Origin of the sequence: Streptomyces sp. NPDC006430, from assembly GCF_040612395.1 — a bacterium.
GTDB lineage: Bacteria > Actinomycetota > Actinomycetes > Streptomycetales > Streptomycetaceae > Streptomyces.
The window spans coordinates 46,738-60,276 of the sequence record NZ_JBEXQA010000023.1 but is presented as its reverse complement, the minus strand read 5'-3'; the positions used below and the strand labels follow the sequence as shown (position 1 = coordinate 60,276).

The following is a 13,539-nucleotide window of genomic DNA, read 5'->3' as shown; positions in this document are numbered from 1 at the left end:
TCCGACCGGCTCCAGGGCGCCCGTGAGCGCCCTGGTCGTGTCCCGCCGCGAACCGGGGCGTACGCGGCGTCAGATCTCCGACGGGCCGGGCGCCTTGCACAGGGCCCAGATGACGACGACGTCGATGGCGATGAGCACGATCGACCAGAACGGCGTGTAGGGGAGCCACAGGAAGTTGGCCACCATGGCCAGGCCGACCAGCACGACCCCGACCATCCGTGCCCAGGTGGCTCCGCTGAAGAGGGCGAACCCGGCGAGCAGGATGACGATGCCCAGGATGAGGTGGATCCAGCCCCAACCGGTCAGGTCGAAGTTGTAGATGTAGTTGCGGGTCGCGACGAACACCTCGTCCTTGGCGATGGCGGCGATCCCCGCGAAGATGGCCATGAAGCCGTAGGCGATCATCATGACGGCGGCGAAGACCAGCCAGCCGCTGCCGATTCCGGTTGAATTCCGGGCTGTACCGCCCTGTGTGGGGTTCGCATGAGTCGTCATGTCGTGCTCCTTGCTGTTGAGGGCCGATGCCCACTGGTTGCCCGCAAGTTGGTCGGGCCACTTCCAATGTCGGCCCCCGCGGTCCGCTCTGCATCTCGGCGGCCGTTCGCCCCCGTGGGGCGGGCGGTCAGTCCCTGGGCTTCGCCGGGAGTGCCGGCGGCCGAGGTGGGGGAGCGAGGGGTGAACGCCTGCGCGACGTGGTCGAGTAGCTCGCCGCTCTGACCGATGTCCTCTGCTAAGGCCCTCGGGGCTGGCGTACGTGTGCATCGTCTCGAACGCGTACCGCGCCTGCGGGACCGGCCGGATGACCGGCTCGGCTCAGGAGTTGAGGATGCGGCTCTTCTGGGCCTCGAATTCCGCTTCCGAAAGGACGCCCTGCGCTTTGAGCTCGCCCAGGTCCTTCAGTTGGGCGATCTTGCTGTCCATGGAGGGCGGGGGTGGGGGCGGGGGCGCGGCCTGGCTCGCCTGTGCCGGCTGCGGCTCCGCCGCGGCCGGCGGGGCCTCCTGCTGGGCCCACCGGCCGGCCTGTCGCCGCGACACGCGGTTGGACACTGCGGTTGCCGTTCCGGCGACCACAGCGGTGCGGGCTACGCCGCGAATTAGACCAGGCATGTGTGTTCTCTTCCCTGTCTCGTGGCCGGGCCCCCGAGGAGGGCCCCGGGAACCGGCCCCGGCCCCGTCGGTTTCGAGGGGGCCATGAGGGGCTGCACGGGAATCCGCCCTAGTGTTCGACGGTTCGCGCATCTCTCCGGCCATTGCACCATTCGGGAGAACGTCATGCACCTCGGATCGGCGGGGCCCGTGCGGGGTGCGCGGGGCGGTAGCCCGAGCGTGTGACACGGTCGTACGAAAGGGGTGCTGCCCGGCGTGCCGGTGCCCGCGCCGGGGGATCCGGAGTGCTTTCGTCTGGTGCTCCGTGACACGGCGGTCGGTTTCCCGTCGGCTCACCTCCCGCGGGCGGCAACCCAGTCCACATGCCGAAGGAGGGATCGTGACAGGCACGTTCGACGTGGGCTCCGCAGTCGCGTCCGCGCAGCTTCTCAAGGGACAGAGGGCGCTGGTGACCGGGGCCGACTCGGGCATCGGCCTGGCCACTGCCGTCGCCCTCGGCCGGGCCGGAGCGGACGTGGTGGTCAACTACGTCTTCCCCGGCTTCGCCACCGGGGGCTGAACACCCGTACGGGACCGTGCCCCGGCAGGGCGTCCCGCCGCCCTGCCGGACCGGCCGTCCCCGGCTCGCGGCATCCCCTCCAGACCCCGCCACCCGGCGTGGCAGACCCTTGAGGCACACATGCTCAGCACAGCCGTCCAACTGGCGAACACCCCGCCCCAGATGCTTCCGGCACGAGGATTGATGGCCTTCACCCTGGCCGCGCACATCCTTCTCGTCCCGTTCGGGGTGGCCCTTCCGTTCATCACGCTGCTCATGCACCACCGCGCGCTGCGCCGCAACGATGCCGTTGCCCTCAAGCTCGCCCGGCGCTGGTCGGCGGTGATGGCCGTGCAGTTCGCCATCGGGGTGGTCACCGGAACCGTGTTGTCGTTCGAGTTCGGTCTGTTGTGGCCCGGGATGATGGGGCGCTGGGGCGACGTCTTCGGTCTGGGGTTCGGCGTCGAGGCGTGGGCCTTCTTCCTGGAGGCGGTGCTGATCGCCATCTATCTGTACGGATGGCGCCGACTGAAGCCCTGGACGCACTTCTGGCTGGGCGTGCCGCTGCCGCTCGCGGCCCTCATGGGGGCGTTCGGCATCATCGCGGCCAACTCGTGGATGAACACGCCGCAGGGCTTCACCCTCGATGCCCAGGGGCGCGTGGTCGAGGTCGACGTACGGCAGTCCATCTTCACCCCGATGTTCGGACCGGAATACTGGCACTTCGTCGTCGCGATGTTCATGACGGCCGGCTACGTCGTCGCCGGCGTGTACGCGGCCGGCTGGCTGCGCGGCCGGCGGGACCGCTACCACCGGCTCGGCTTCACCCTGCCGTTCACCGTCGCCGCGGTCCTCACGCCCGTCCAATTCGTGATCGGCGACTCCACCGCGCGTGCCGTCTTCCACAAGCAACCGATCAAGTTCGCCGCCACGGAGATCGTCTGGAACACCGACACGCACGTGCCGGAGTACATGTTCGGGCGGTTGAACAGCGACGGGACGATCTCCGGCGGGCTGAAGATCCCCCAACTGGACTCGATCCTCGCCGGCTTCAAACCCAGCACCCGGGTGATCGGGCTGACGTCCGTGCCCGCCTCGGACCGACCCACCGCCCTTCAGGCGACCATCGCCCACTGGGCCTTCGACATCATGGTGACCATCGGCAGTCTGCTGATCCTGCTGGCGCTGTGGTACGGCTGGTGCTGGCTGCGCCGCCGGGACCTGCCGCGCAGCACCTGGTTCTTCCGCTGCGCCGCCGCTGCCGGGGTCGCCTGCCTGATCACCGTGGAATGCGGCTGGATCACCACGGAAGTCGGCCGCCAGCCCTGGATCGTCTACCAGCAGATGCGGGTCTCGGAGGCCGTGACGGGTACCCGGGCGGGAGCGCTGTGGGCGATGCTCGGCATCGTCGTGGTCGTGTACGTGGCCGTGTTCGGAGCGTTCCTCGCCGTCGTACTGAAGATGCGCACCCGGTGGAGAGCGGCCGACGAGGGCTCCGAGGACGTGCTCGGAGCCCTGCGGCCCGAGGCCGACACACCCTACGGGCCCAGGAGCGAGCCCGCGGCCACGGTCTCCGGGACGGCGCCCGGTGACGGACCGGACCGCACCACCGGGGGTGCGCGATGATGGCCGACCTCATCGCCTGGGTCATGGTGCTCGCCGTCGCCGCGTACGCCTGCGGTGGGGGAACCGACTACGGCGCCGGGTTCTGGGACCTCACCGCGGGGGGCGCGGAGCGGGGCGCACGCCCCCGGTGGCTGATCGACCACGCCATGGCGCCCGTGTGGGAGGTCAACAACGTCTGGCTGATCTTCGTCTTCGTCGTGATGTGGACCGGCTTTCCGACGTTCTTCCAAGCCGTCTTCGCCGCCCTGTGGCTGCCGCTGGCCCTCGCAGCGGTGGGCCAGGTGCTGCGGGGCGCGGGGTTCGCCCTGCGCAAGCCGACCCGGCGACTGGCCAGGCGACGCGTCTACGGCGCGGTGTTCGCCGTCGCCTCGCTGCTCACGCCGTTCTTCCTCGGGGCGGTGCTCGGCGGCATCGCCTCCGGTCGGGTGGCGGTCGGTACTCCGGCCTCCGCGGACGCCTGGGCCAACCCGACCTCGATCCTGGTGGGTCTGCTGGCCATCGCGGCCACCGCGTTCCTCGGGGCGGTGTTCCTGTGTTCCGACGCCCGACGGTTCGACGCGGCGGACCTCGTCGACTACTTCCGGCTGCGGGCCGTCCTCGCCTTCGCCGCCGTGGTCCTCCTCGCGCTGATCGCCCTGCCCGTCACCCACGACGACGCCACGTACGTCTGGGAGGGCCTCACCGGCGGCCTCGGCCTGCTGGTGGTCATCCTGGCGGCCGTCTGCGGTCTGGCGACGGTACTGCTGCTCGTCCGCCGCTCCTACCGCTGGACCCGCCACACCTCGGTCGCCACGGTCGCGCTGACCGTCTGCGGCTGGGGCTTCGCCCAGCGGCCGTACCTGCTACCCACCTCGCTGAAGGTGGCCGAGGCGGCCGGAGCCCCGCACACGCTGCGCTGGCTGGTCTTCGTCACCGTCATCGCGGTCGTGCTGGTCGGTCCGGCCCTGGTCCTGCTCTACCGGCTCGACACCATGGGTGAACTGGAGCCGCTCACCGACGCCGACACGCAGGCGGCGCGAGCCCCCGGGGACACCACGTAGCGGTGGGTCGATGTCCCGGGCCGGTCGTCAGCGCATCCGATCGAGGAGGTGGTCACCGACCCGAAGGGTGTTGGCGATGGCGGTCAGTGACGGGTCCACCGCACCGATGCCGGGGAAGAAACTCGTGTCCACCACGTAGAGGTTGTCGAGGTCGTGGGCCTTGCAGTCGGTGTCCGCGCCGAACTCCTCTGCCGTCCCGTTCCCCGCCGCCGCCCGCTCCGGTGCCGATGATGATGACGTCGAATTGCTGCTCGCCGGCCATAGGGAGGCCCCGCTTCCAGGAGTCGAGTCGTCGACTGTCCTCGCCGTGGCGCGCACGGAGGGCCGTGGGAGCGGGCGCGCCCATCGAACGCACGTATGAGGACTTTCCCGCCCGTCCGAATGTCTGTCGGGAGGCCGTCACCTCCCGGATCCAGTCGGCGAGGGACGCCAACCACGGAGCGCGGTCCTCGTCGTCGAGCGGCCGGCCGGAAGCCATTTTGGCGCTGTTCGCGGCCGAGTGGAAGTCGTCGCCCTCCGCGAAGGGCACCGCGAGCCGGTCCGCGAGCAGGCGCCCCACGGTGGACTTCCCCGATCCCGCGACGCCCATCACCACCACGACCGGTGGCACGGAGGCCGGCTCCACTGCGCTCCTCCCGGATTCGTCCGTCCCGCCCGAGCTGCCGACGGTAGGGCACCCCCGGTCCGGCGCGCTGCGCGACCGGCCGAACACCACCTCGGCCGGCACGGTCGGCGTTCGACAGGCCACTGACGGACGGCAGCCTCCCTACGATGGTCCGTCCGCAGCCGGACCGAGCACGACGAGGGTGTCGCCCTCGGACGGGGCGGCCGGCCGCGATGCGGTCGTCGGCTCCAGCCTGCCGTCGCCGCTCACCACGAACAGGGTGTCGTGCCCGGGTGGAACCGGATCGGAAGCCGGCCGCACCAGGAAGCGCGCGCCCCGCCGGTGGCGGTCCGCGAGGTTGTGCCGGGCCAGTGCACCACCGAAGAGGACGCCGCTGCCCGTGTACGGGGCGACCACGCCGTACTCGGCGTGCGGGGGCCCGACCCGGTAGACGCTGCCCTCGACGCTGTCCCGCACCATGACCGAGGCCAGCGCGTTGAAATCGTCGTCGTTGGTCAGCAGGTACACGGCTGTGACCCCCTCCAACCGCGCCTGGGGATTGGTGGCCGTCGCCAGGAGCTCCCCGTCGGCCAGTTCGATCCCCGCCTCCTCGATCCTCTGCCGCTCCACCTCGCGACCCGCCCACATGAGGACGTCGAGCCCCGCGGCCGCCAGGGCCTTGCCCAGGTCGATCGTCCACGGGTCGCCCCCGACCAGGAGGGGGCGGGTACGGGCCGATCTGACCGCTCCGAGTCGTCGGGCCACGGGCGACGCGGTGAGCGCGTACAGGACGACCGTGCCGACGATGACGAGGAAGGTGACCGGGAGGATCTTCGAGGCCCCCTCCAGTCCCTGGTCGACGAGGGTGGCGGCGAAGACGGAGGCGGTGGAGGCCGCGACGATGCCACGGGGGGCCATCCAGCCGACGAATCCCCGCTCCCCACCGGTCAGGCCCGCCTTCCCGGTGGCTGCGAAGGCCACGATCGGTCTGACGATCAGGACCAGGACCGCGATGAGGGCGAGCGTCGGAAGCAGCACGGGGGTGAGGGACGCCGGGGTGACGGTGGCGGAGATGGAGACGAACAGGATCCCGGTGATCAGCTGGACCAGCGTTTCGAAGAAGGGGCGGCGGGCCGGCATGTCGAGCCCGCGGATGTTGGCGACGACGAGGCCCGTGATGATCGCGGCGATGAGTCCGGTGTCGTCGCGGACGACATCGCAGCCCGCCGACACGGCGATCACCACGGCCAGTTGCGCCAGGGTGCCGAGCATCTCCCCGACCCGGAGCACCCGCAGCGTCAGCCAGAGCAGCGCCACTCCCACCGCCCCGCCGACCAGCCCGAGGGCCAGACTGATCAGGAACTGGCCCAGCTGGTACCCCTTGCCGACGTGCACACCGTTCGACGAGGCGATGGCCTGGAAGACGAGTGCCCCCAGGATGCCGCCGATCGGGTCGATCAGCGTCCCTTCCCAGATCAGGATGCGTCGCACCTTGTCCGACGGTCGTACGTATTCGAGCAGCGGGCCCACGACCGTCGGCCCCGACACGACGAGGATGACACCCAGCATCGACGCGGTGGTGACCGGCATGTTGAACAGCACCACGGAGAGGCCGCAGATCGCCCCGGCGGTGACCAGCACGCCGAGCACGATCAGCCAGCCCACGGTGCTCCGGGTCCGGCCGGTGAGGTGGCGCAGGTCGAGTCCCAGCCCGGCGTCGTAGAGGATCACCGCCACGGCCAGGGACACCAGGGCGGAGAAGTCCTGCCCCGCCAGCTCGTTCGGATCGACGAGGTCGGTCAGGGCGCCGGCGGTGAAGCCGACCGGGAGCAGGAGGACCAGCGCCGGCACGCGGAGCTTGCTCGCCACGATCTGCGAGCCGGTGGCCAGTACGACGGTCAGCGCGATGCCCAGGAGGACCTCGTCGCCGGTCACGCCCGCTTCCCTCCGCCGCGGGAGCCGGGGCGCTCGGGCGAGGTCACGGCGTTCCCCACGGGCTCATACCCCAGCGGAGCACGTGGCGCTCACCCGGCTCCAGCCTGATCAGACCGGTACCGGTGCGGAAGTCGTACGCCGTGCCGTCCACGGACTCGCGACCGACCGGCAGGCCCTGCTCGTCGGTCCGCAACCAGTGCCGGGCGGGGGCGGTGAGCAGCGCCGCGTCCACCGGATCGGTACCGACGGTCAGGTAGGGGTGTTGGCCCACCCCGTACGGGGCCGCCGTACCGCCCGTGTTGACACCGGTGAGGGTCACGTCGAGGCCCGCCGACCCCAGTGCGTACGCGGCACGGACCGGCGCGCGACGCTGGTCGACCGGCGCGGTCACGGCGCGGTCACGGCACATCGGTGGGCGCGGAGGCCGAGAGGTCGGCTTCGGCCTCGGTGATCTCCTCGTGGGGAATCCGTACGGAGGCCACCAGACGCCCGTCGTGCTTGCGTACCGCAGCCGCGACCTCACGGGCCCAGACGTTCTCCACGAGCAGGGCCACGGCCGTGGTCCCGTTGTCCATCAGGGCTGCGACCTCGTCGACGCGCTCGACCCCGACGAGTCCCAGGGTGCGGCGGGCCACGACATCGGCGGCAGCGTCCCGCAGATCCTGGATGCCGGTGATCTCCACCCGTTCCACCGCGCCGGCCGCGTCCTTCATCACCACCAGGGCGTCCAGGATGCGGACGTCATGGTGCCGTTCGACCGCTTCGATGGCCTGGAGGACGGGATCGGGTGGACGCGTGCCGGGAAGGGAAAGGACGATCAGGTCGACGGGCCCGAGTTCGGCCATGACGAGGCTCCCCTCGTGGGTACGCGGTACGCGGTTCCCCCGTTCGTGGCGGGCTTCGCGCTGATACCTCCATGGTTCTTCAGTTCCGCGGACCGCACCAGCCCGCGGTCGGTGGCCAGGCCGGGCCACGGACCGAGGGGCCCGACAGGCCCTTCCTGGGGACCGACCGGCCCATGCGCACCGCGTCCCCGCTGGGCCAGCCTGACGGTGACCCGTACTGGACGAGAGAGCGAGACCGGAAGAGAAGGGCGACGTCATGAAGGCACTCGTCTTCCACGGCCCGGGACAGATCTCCTGGCAGGACGTTCCGGACCCGAGCATCAAGGACGCAGCCGACGCTATCGTCCGCATCGACGCCGTCACCCTCTGCGGCACCGACCTGCACATCGTCAAGGGCGACGTGCCCGAGGTGACCGCCGGCCGCGTACTGGGCCACGAGGCGGTCGGCACCGTCGTCGAGACGGGCGGCGACGTCCGCAGCGTGCGGCCCGGCGACCGGGTGCTGATCTCCTGCATCTCCTCGTGCGGTCGCTGCCGGTTCTGCCGCGAGGGCCGCTACGGCCAGTGCCGCGGAGGCGGCGGCTGGGTGCTGGGCCACACGATCGACGGCACCCAGGCCGAGTACGTCCGGGTGCCGTTCGCCGACCTGTCCGTACACCCGCTGCCCAGCGCCGTCGACAGCTTCGACGCCGTGCTGCTCGCCGACATCTTCCCCACGTCGTACGAGGTGGGGGTACTGAACGGCAACGTGCGGCCCGGCGACACGGTCGTCGTGGTGGGCGCGGGCCCCATCGGACTGGCAGCCGTGGTCACCGCCCAGCTGTACAGCCCCGGCCGGATCATCGCCGTCGACCTGGCCGAGCCGCGGTTGGCCGCTGCCCGCGCGCTGGGTGCGGACGCGACGGTGAGCGCCGACCAGGAGCCCGAGCAGCTGGTCGAGGACCTGACCGACGGGCTGGGCGCGGACGTCGTCATGGAGGCCGTCGGTGTGCCGGAAGCCTTCGAGATGTGCACCCGCATGGTCCGTCCCGGCGGTCGCGTCGCGAACATCGGCGTCCACGGCAAGCCGGCGACCCTCCACCTGGAGGACCTGTGGATCAAGGACGTCACGCTCACCACCGGGCTCGTCGACACCTCCTCGACGCCGATGCTGCTGCGCATGATGGCCGCCGGGCGGCTTCCGTCCGCTTCACTGGTCACCCACCGCTTCGAGCTCGATCAGATGGAGGAGGCCTACGACGTCTTCTCCCGCGCCGCGGAAACCGGTGCCCTCAAGGTGGCACTGGGCGGCCCCCAGCACAACGTCATGGCCGTTCCTGCCCAGGGGAAGTGAATGCGATGACCAGGACCACGCCCAAGCAGGCCCCCGCCACGGAAACCGGCCGTACCGACCTCGGACGGCGGATCGCCACCCGGCGCGCCGAACTCGGACTCACCCGCGAACAGGTGGGACAGCGCTGCGGGGCCGACGCCTCGTACATCGCCTACCTGGAGGAACGGTCCGCCAATCCGGGCAGCGGCTCCCTCGTACGCCTCGCCGACGCCCTTGAGACCACCGTCGCGGAGCTGACCGGTGCGACGACGGAGGAACCCCCCGGCCGGGCATCGGCGCGGTCGGACGCCGAGCTGGTCGACATGAGCGACGCGGAATGCCGACGGCTGCTGTCGACCCACGGGATCGGCAGGATCGCCGTCTTCACCCCGGAAGGGCCCGGGATCTTCCCGGTCAACTACGTCGTGGCCGGGAACGACATCGCCTTCAGGACCTCCGGAGCAGCGCTGCTCGCCCGGGCCGCCGGTACCGAGGTGGCCTTCGAGGTCGACCACATCGACGATGCGACGAGGCAGGGTTGGAGCGTCCTCGCCGTCGGTCGGGTCGTGGGCGTGACGGACGGCGCGGCCGTCCGGCGCCTGGACGCCGTGGCCCGTTCCCTGCCCTGGGCCGGTGGCAACCGCACCCACTGGATGTCGATCACCCCCACCCGGATCACCGGGCGCCGCGTGGTGCACCGGTGAGCGCGCTGCGAGCCGTCGTCCTCGATACCGACGGGGTGCTGCTCGATTCGGCGGTCTTCCACGCCACGGCGTGGAAGACCGCCTTCGACGGCTGCCTGGACGCATGGGCGGTCGGCACAGGGCGGCAGCAGCCGTTCGACGCCGACCGCGAGTACCGGGAAATCGTCGACGGGAAACCCCGCTACGACGGGGCGAGCGCCCTCCTCACGGCCCGCGGGCTCGATCTGCCACCGGGCAGTCCCCATGATCCGCCGGGCTGTGCCACCGTGTGGTCGGTCGCCGCCCGCAAGGAGCAGGAGTTCGCGCGAACCCTGCGGACCCGGGCCGTCGACCCGTTCGGTGACGTGGCGCCCGCGCTGGCCGCCCTGCGGGACTTGGACGTACGGTGCGCCGCTGTGTCGGCCTCCCGGCACGCCCGCCCGCTACTGGAAGCGGCCGGGCTCCTCGAACTGTTCGACCTCGTGGTGGACGGGACCGACGCCGCCCGCCTCGCCCTGCCGGGCAAACCCGATCCGGCCCTGTTCCTCGAAGCGGCCCGGCGCCTGGGGGCCGCACCCGGCCGCACGGCCGTAGTGGAGGACGCCCTCGCCGGCGTGGAGGCGGGTCGGCGCGGGCACTTCGGCCTGGTGGTGGGCATCGACCGGACCGGGGACCCCGACAAGGGCCCGGCCCTGCGCGCGCACGGCGCCGACGTGGTGGCGGCCGACCTGAGCGCGCTGCCGGAGCTGGTCCGCGGAGCCGGGTCATGACCTCGACGTGGACCTGGGAGTACGACGCGTACGACCCCAAGACGGAACGGTTGGTCGAGGCCCTGTGCACCCTCGGCAACGGCAGGTTCGCCACCCGCGGCGCAGCCCCCGAGGTGTCCGCCGACGCCGTGCACTACCCGGGGACGTACGTGGCCGGCTGCTACGACCGGCTCGTCTCGGACCTCGCCGGGAAACAGGTCGAGAACGAGGACATGGTCAACCTGCCCGACTGGCTGCCGCTGCGCTACCGCTGCCTGCCCGACGGCGCAACACCGGGGGACTGGCTGACCCCGGACGCCCCGGAACTGCGCCACTACCGGGTCCTGCTCGACCTGCGCGCCGGCACCCTGACCCGGCGCATGGAGTTCCGGGACGGGGCCGGCCGGCGCCTCGGCGTCACCCACGTCCGCCTCGTGCACATGGGCGACCCGTACCTCGCCGCACAGCGGACAACCTTCCGCGCGTACGGCTGGCGCGGGGCGATCGAGGTGTGCTCCGGCCTCAACGGCGACGTCACCAACGGCGGCGTCGAGCGGTACCGCGACCTCGACGGACGCCACCTCACCGGCCACAGCACGGGCGTCGAGCCGGACGGCGTCGCCTGGCTCTCTTGCCGGACCTCCTCGTCGCGGATCGGCATCGGCCTCGCCGTCCGGACCACGACCCGGCCCCTCGCCCCCAGCCGGATCAGCTGCACGCCCACCGGCACGCTCCAGACCTACCGGCTGCGGCTCACCCCCGACCGCCCGGCCACCGTCGTGAAGACGGCCGCCCTGCGCACCTCCCTGGACCGGCCCGCGGGCGACCCGGTGTCCCTCGCCGTCGAACACGCGACCCGGGCTCCCGCGTTCCACATGCTGCTCGCAAGCCACCGTTCGGCATGGGAACGACTCTGGACGCAGGGCGAGTTGCAGGTACCGGGCGCCGAGGGCCGGATCCTGCGGCTCCATCTCTTCCACCTCCTGCAGACGCTCTCCCCGCACACCGCGGAACTCGACGCGGGCGTGCCCGCCCGCGGGCTGCACGGGGAGGCGTACCGCGGTCACGTCTTCTGGGACGAGTTGTTCGTCATGCCCTACGTCACCCTGCACTTCCCGGAGGTGGCCCGGGCCCTGCTCATGTACCGGCACCGGCGCCTGCCGGCCGCCCGGGACGCAGCCCGCCGTGCCGGCGGCCGGGGCGCGATGTTCCCCTGGCAGAGCGGCAGTTCGGGACACGAGGAGACGCAGACCCTGCACCTCAACCCCCGTTCGGGCCGCTGGCTGCCCGACCACTCGCACCTCCAGCGGCACGTCGGATCGGCCATCGCCCTGAACGTGTGGCGCTACGGACGCACCACCGGGGACCTCGGCTTCCTGCACGGCCCGGGAGCGGAGCTGCTGCTGGAGATCGCCCGCCACTGGGCAGGAGCCGCGGTGTTCGACGAAGCGTACGGGCGCTACCGCATCCGCGGCGTGCTGGGCCCGGACGAATACCACGACGCCTACCCCGATGCGGACGCCCCCGGCATCGACGACAACGCGTACACCAACGTGACCGCCGCATGGGTCCTGGCGCGCGGTCTCGAACTGATCGGGACCTTGCCGGCCGCCCGGCGCGAGGAACTCCTGGGCAGCCTCGACCTCGACCGCGAGGCGCTCGACCGCTGGGAGGACGTCTCCCGCCGCCTGTACGTGCCGTTCCACGCCGGAGTCATCAGCCAGTTCGAGGGGTACGGCGACCTGGACGAGCTGGACTGGGAGGCGTACAGCGACCGGTACTCCGACATCCGCAGGCTCGACCGGATCCTGGAAGCCGAGGGCGATACGGTCAACCGCTACCAGGCGTCCAAGCAGGCCGACACGCTGATGCTCGGTTACCTCTTCCGGCCGGCCGAGCTCCAGGACCTGTTCGCCCGTCTCGGCTACCGCCTTGACGATGCGCTGTGGCGGGCGACCGTCGCGTACTACCTGCGGCGGACCAGCCACGGATCGACGCTCAGTAGCGTGGTCCACGGCTGGGTCCTGGCGCGCGGCGGAGGGGAGGACGCCTGGCGGTACTGCAAGGAGGCCCTGCTCAGCGACGTGTCCGACATCCAGGGCGGCACCACCGGCGAGGGGATCCACCTCGGCGCGATGGCCGGCACCCTGGACCTCGTCGAACGCGGGCTCACGGGCCTGGAGGCCAGCGCGGAGGGACTCCGCGTCGACCCCGTACCCCTGCGGGAGATCCCGCGCCTGTCGTTCACGTTCTGCTACGGCGGCCACCACGGCATCCGCATCCGCGTACTGCCGGGGCGGCTGGCCGTGAGCGTCCCCGACTCCGTCCACGGCCCCGTCCCCCTGGTCCTGTCAGGAGAACGGCAGGTCACCGTCGAGCCGGGTACGCAGCACTGGTTCCACCTGGCCTCCGGACGACCCGCCCGGGCCGCGAGCGCGCGCCGACCCTCCAGGGCCGAATGGTCCCGGCAGGACCCCGATGGCCCCATGCGGCCGGCCCACCGCACGGCGGACAGTGGAACCGACGCGCCGCGCACACCCGACAGGACCGACTCGAGGAGCAGACCATGAGCACGAAGAGAGTCCTGGTCGCCTACGGCAGCAAGCACGGCGCGACCGCCGGGATAGCGCGGGAGATCGGCGAGTCGCTGCGCGAGGACGGCCTGGACGCCGTCGTCGTCGCGGCCGACGAGGTCACCGACGTCCGCGACTACGACGCGGTCGTCCTCGGGGGCGCCCTGTACGCCGGGCACTGGAACAGCGAGGCCGCCCGTTGCGCCCAGCGCAACGAGGAGGACCTGCGTCACCGCCCGGTCTGGCTCTTCAGCAGCGGCCCCCTCGACGCCAGCGCCGAGGAGAAGGACATCCCGCCGGTCCCGTCCGTCGCCCGTGAGATGCAGAAGCTCGGTGCCCGCGAACACGTCACCTTCGGCGGCAGCGTCACCGCCGCCACCCCCGGCCTGATCACCAAGGCCCTCCTGCACCAGGGCAAGGGCGGCGACTACCGCAACCCGGACCGCATCCACGCCTGGGCCCACCACATCGCCTCCGAACTCACCTCCGCCGCTTGACCCTCGCGGTGATCCCCCGTGAGGAGGTAC

12 protein-coding genes and 3 pseudogenes are annotated in these 13,539 nt (G+C 71.6%); 8 read left to right on the top strand and 7 right to left on the bottom strand.

What is annotated here, in order from left to right:
- Positions 1 to 69: 69 nt before the first annotated feature.
- Positions 70 to 495: a hypothetical protein gene (locus tag ABZZ20_RS26820; protein WP_356873811.1), complete on the bottom strand. Its 426-nt coding sequence runs from the start codon at positions 493 to 495 to the stop codon at positions 70 to 72.
- 318 nt (positions 496 to 813) lie between these two features.
- Positions 814 to 1,107: an SHOCT domain-containing protein gene (locus tag ABZZ20_RS26815; RefSeq protein ID WP_356873809.1), complete on the bottom strand. Its 294-nt coding sequence runs from the start codon at positions 1,105 to 1,107 to the stop codon at positions 814 to 816.
- Between the two features lie 379 nt (positions 1,108 to 1,486).
- On the opposite strand from ABZZ20_RS26815, the pseudogene ABZZ20_RS26810 reads away from it, so the two are divergent.
- The 3 genes and pseudogenes from ABZZ20_RS26810 to ABZZ20_RS26800 form a co-directional block, all read left to right on the top strand.
- Positions 1,487 to 1,639: pseudogene (locus ABZZ20_RS26810) on the top strand (sugar dehydrogenase); the annotation flags it as partial.
- 147 nt (positions 1,640 to 1,786) lie between these two features.
- The gene (locus tag ABZZ20_RS26805; RefSeq protein WP_356873807.1) at positions 1,787 to 3,271 is read left to right on the top strand and encodes a cytochrome ubiquinol oxidase subunit I; all 1,485 of its coding nucleotides are present in this window, start codon (positions 1,787 to 1,789) and stop codon (positions 3,269 to 3,271) included.
- Complete coding sequence (locus tag ABZZ20_RS26800) at positions 3,268 to 4,311, top strand: cytochrome d ubiquinol oxidase subunit II (RefSeq protein WP_356873805.1); 1,044 nt, start codon at positions 3,268 to 3,270, stop codon at positions 4,309 to 4,311. Before ABZZ20_RS26805 ends, ABZZ20_RS26800 begins: the two co-directional genes overlap by 4 nt.
- A 27-nt stretch (positions 4,312 to 4,338) precedes the next feature.
- Here ABZZ20_RS26800 and ABZZ20_RS26795 read toward each other — a convergent pair.
- The 5 genes and pseudogenes from ABZZ20_RS26795 to ABZZ20_RS26775 all read right to left on the bottom strand — a co-directional run.
- Positions 4,339 to 4,485, bottom strand: a pseudogene (locus ABZZ20_RS26795) (GMC oxidoreductase); the annotation flags it as partial.
- 235 nt (positions 4,486 to 4,720) lie between these two features.
- Positions 4,721 to 4,900: pseudogene (locus ABZZ20_RS26790) on the bottom strand (gluconokinase); the annotation flags it as partial.
- 177 nt (positions 4,901 to 5,077) lie between these two features.
- Positions 5,078 to 6,850 (bottom strand): cation:proton antiporter, encoded by a 1,773-nt coding sequence (locus ABZZ20_RS26785; RefSeq protein ID WP_356873803.1) that lies wholly within the window; start codon positions 6,848 to 6,850, stop codon positions 5,078 to 5,080.
- A 43-nt stretch (positions 6,851 to 6,893) separates the two neighbouring features.
- Positions 6,894 to 7,241, bottom strand: a complete 348-nt coding sequence (locus ABZZ20_RS26780) for a hypothetical protein (protein WP_356873801.1) — start codon at positions 7,239 to 7,241, stop codon at positions 6,894 to 6,896.
- A gap of 7 nt (positions 7,242 to 7,248) precedes the next feature.
- Positions 7,249 to 7,695, bottom strand: a complete 447-nt coding sequence (locus ABZZ20_RS26775; RefSeq protein ID WP_356873799.1) for a DUF6325 family protein — start codon at positions 7,693 to 7,695, stop codon at positions 7,249 to 7,251.
- 256 nt (positions 7,696 to 7,951) lie between these two features.
- On the opposite strand from ABZZ20_RS26775, the gene ABZZ20_RS26770 reads away from it, so the two are divergent.
- Genes ABZZ20_RS26770 through ABZZ20_RS26750 form a run of 5 tightly spaced genes read left to right on the top strand, consistent with a single transcriptional unit; the run spans position 7,952 to position 13,509 of the window.
- Positions 7,952 to 9,028, top strand: coding sequence for a zinc-dependent alcohol dehydrogenase family protein (locus tag ABZZ20_RS26770; protein WP_356873797.1), 1,077 nt, complete (start codon positions 7,952 to 7,954; stop codon positions 9,026 to 9,028).
- Between the two features lie 5 nt (positions 9,029 to 9,033).
- On the top strand, positions 9,034 to 9,711 hold the full coding sequence (locus ABZZ20_RS26765) for a pyridoxamine 5'-phosphate oxidase family protein (RefSeq protein ID WP_356873795.1): 678 nt from the start codon (positions 9,034 to 9,036) through the stop codon (positions 9,709 to 9,711).
- A complete protein-coding gene (locus tag ABZZ20_RS26760; RefSeq protein ID WP_356873793.1) occupies positions 9,708 to 10,460 on the top strand; it encodes an HAD-IA family hydrolase in 753 nt (250 codons plus the stop codon). The genes ABZZ20_RS26765 and ABZZ20_RS26760 overlap by 4 nt, the downstream gene beginning before the upstream one ends.
- Entirely contained in the window at positions 10,457 to 13,009 is a 2,553-nt protein-coding gene (locus ABZZ20_RS26755; protein WP_356873791.1) for a glycosyl hydrolase family 65 protein, read from the top strand. The genes ABZZ20_RS26760 and ABZZ20_RS26755 overlap by 4 nt, the downstream gene beginning before the upstream one ends.
- Positions 13,006 to 13,509, top strand: coding sequence for a flavodoxin domain-containing protein (locus ABZZ20_RS26750; RefSeq protein WP_356873789.1), 504 nt, complete (start codon positions 13,006 to 13,008; stop codon positions 13,507 to 13,509). The genes ABZZ20_RS26755 and ABZZ20_RS26750 overlap by 4 nt, the downstream gene beginning before the upstream one ends.
- Positions 13,510 to 13,539 lie beyond the last annotated feature (30 nt).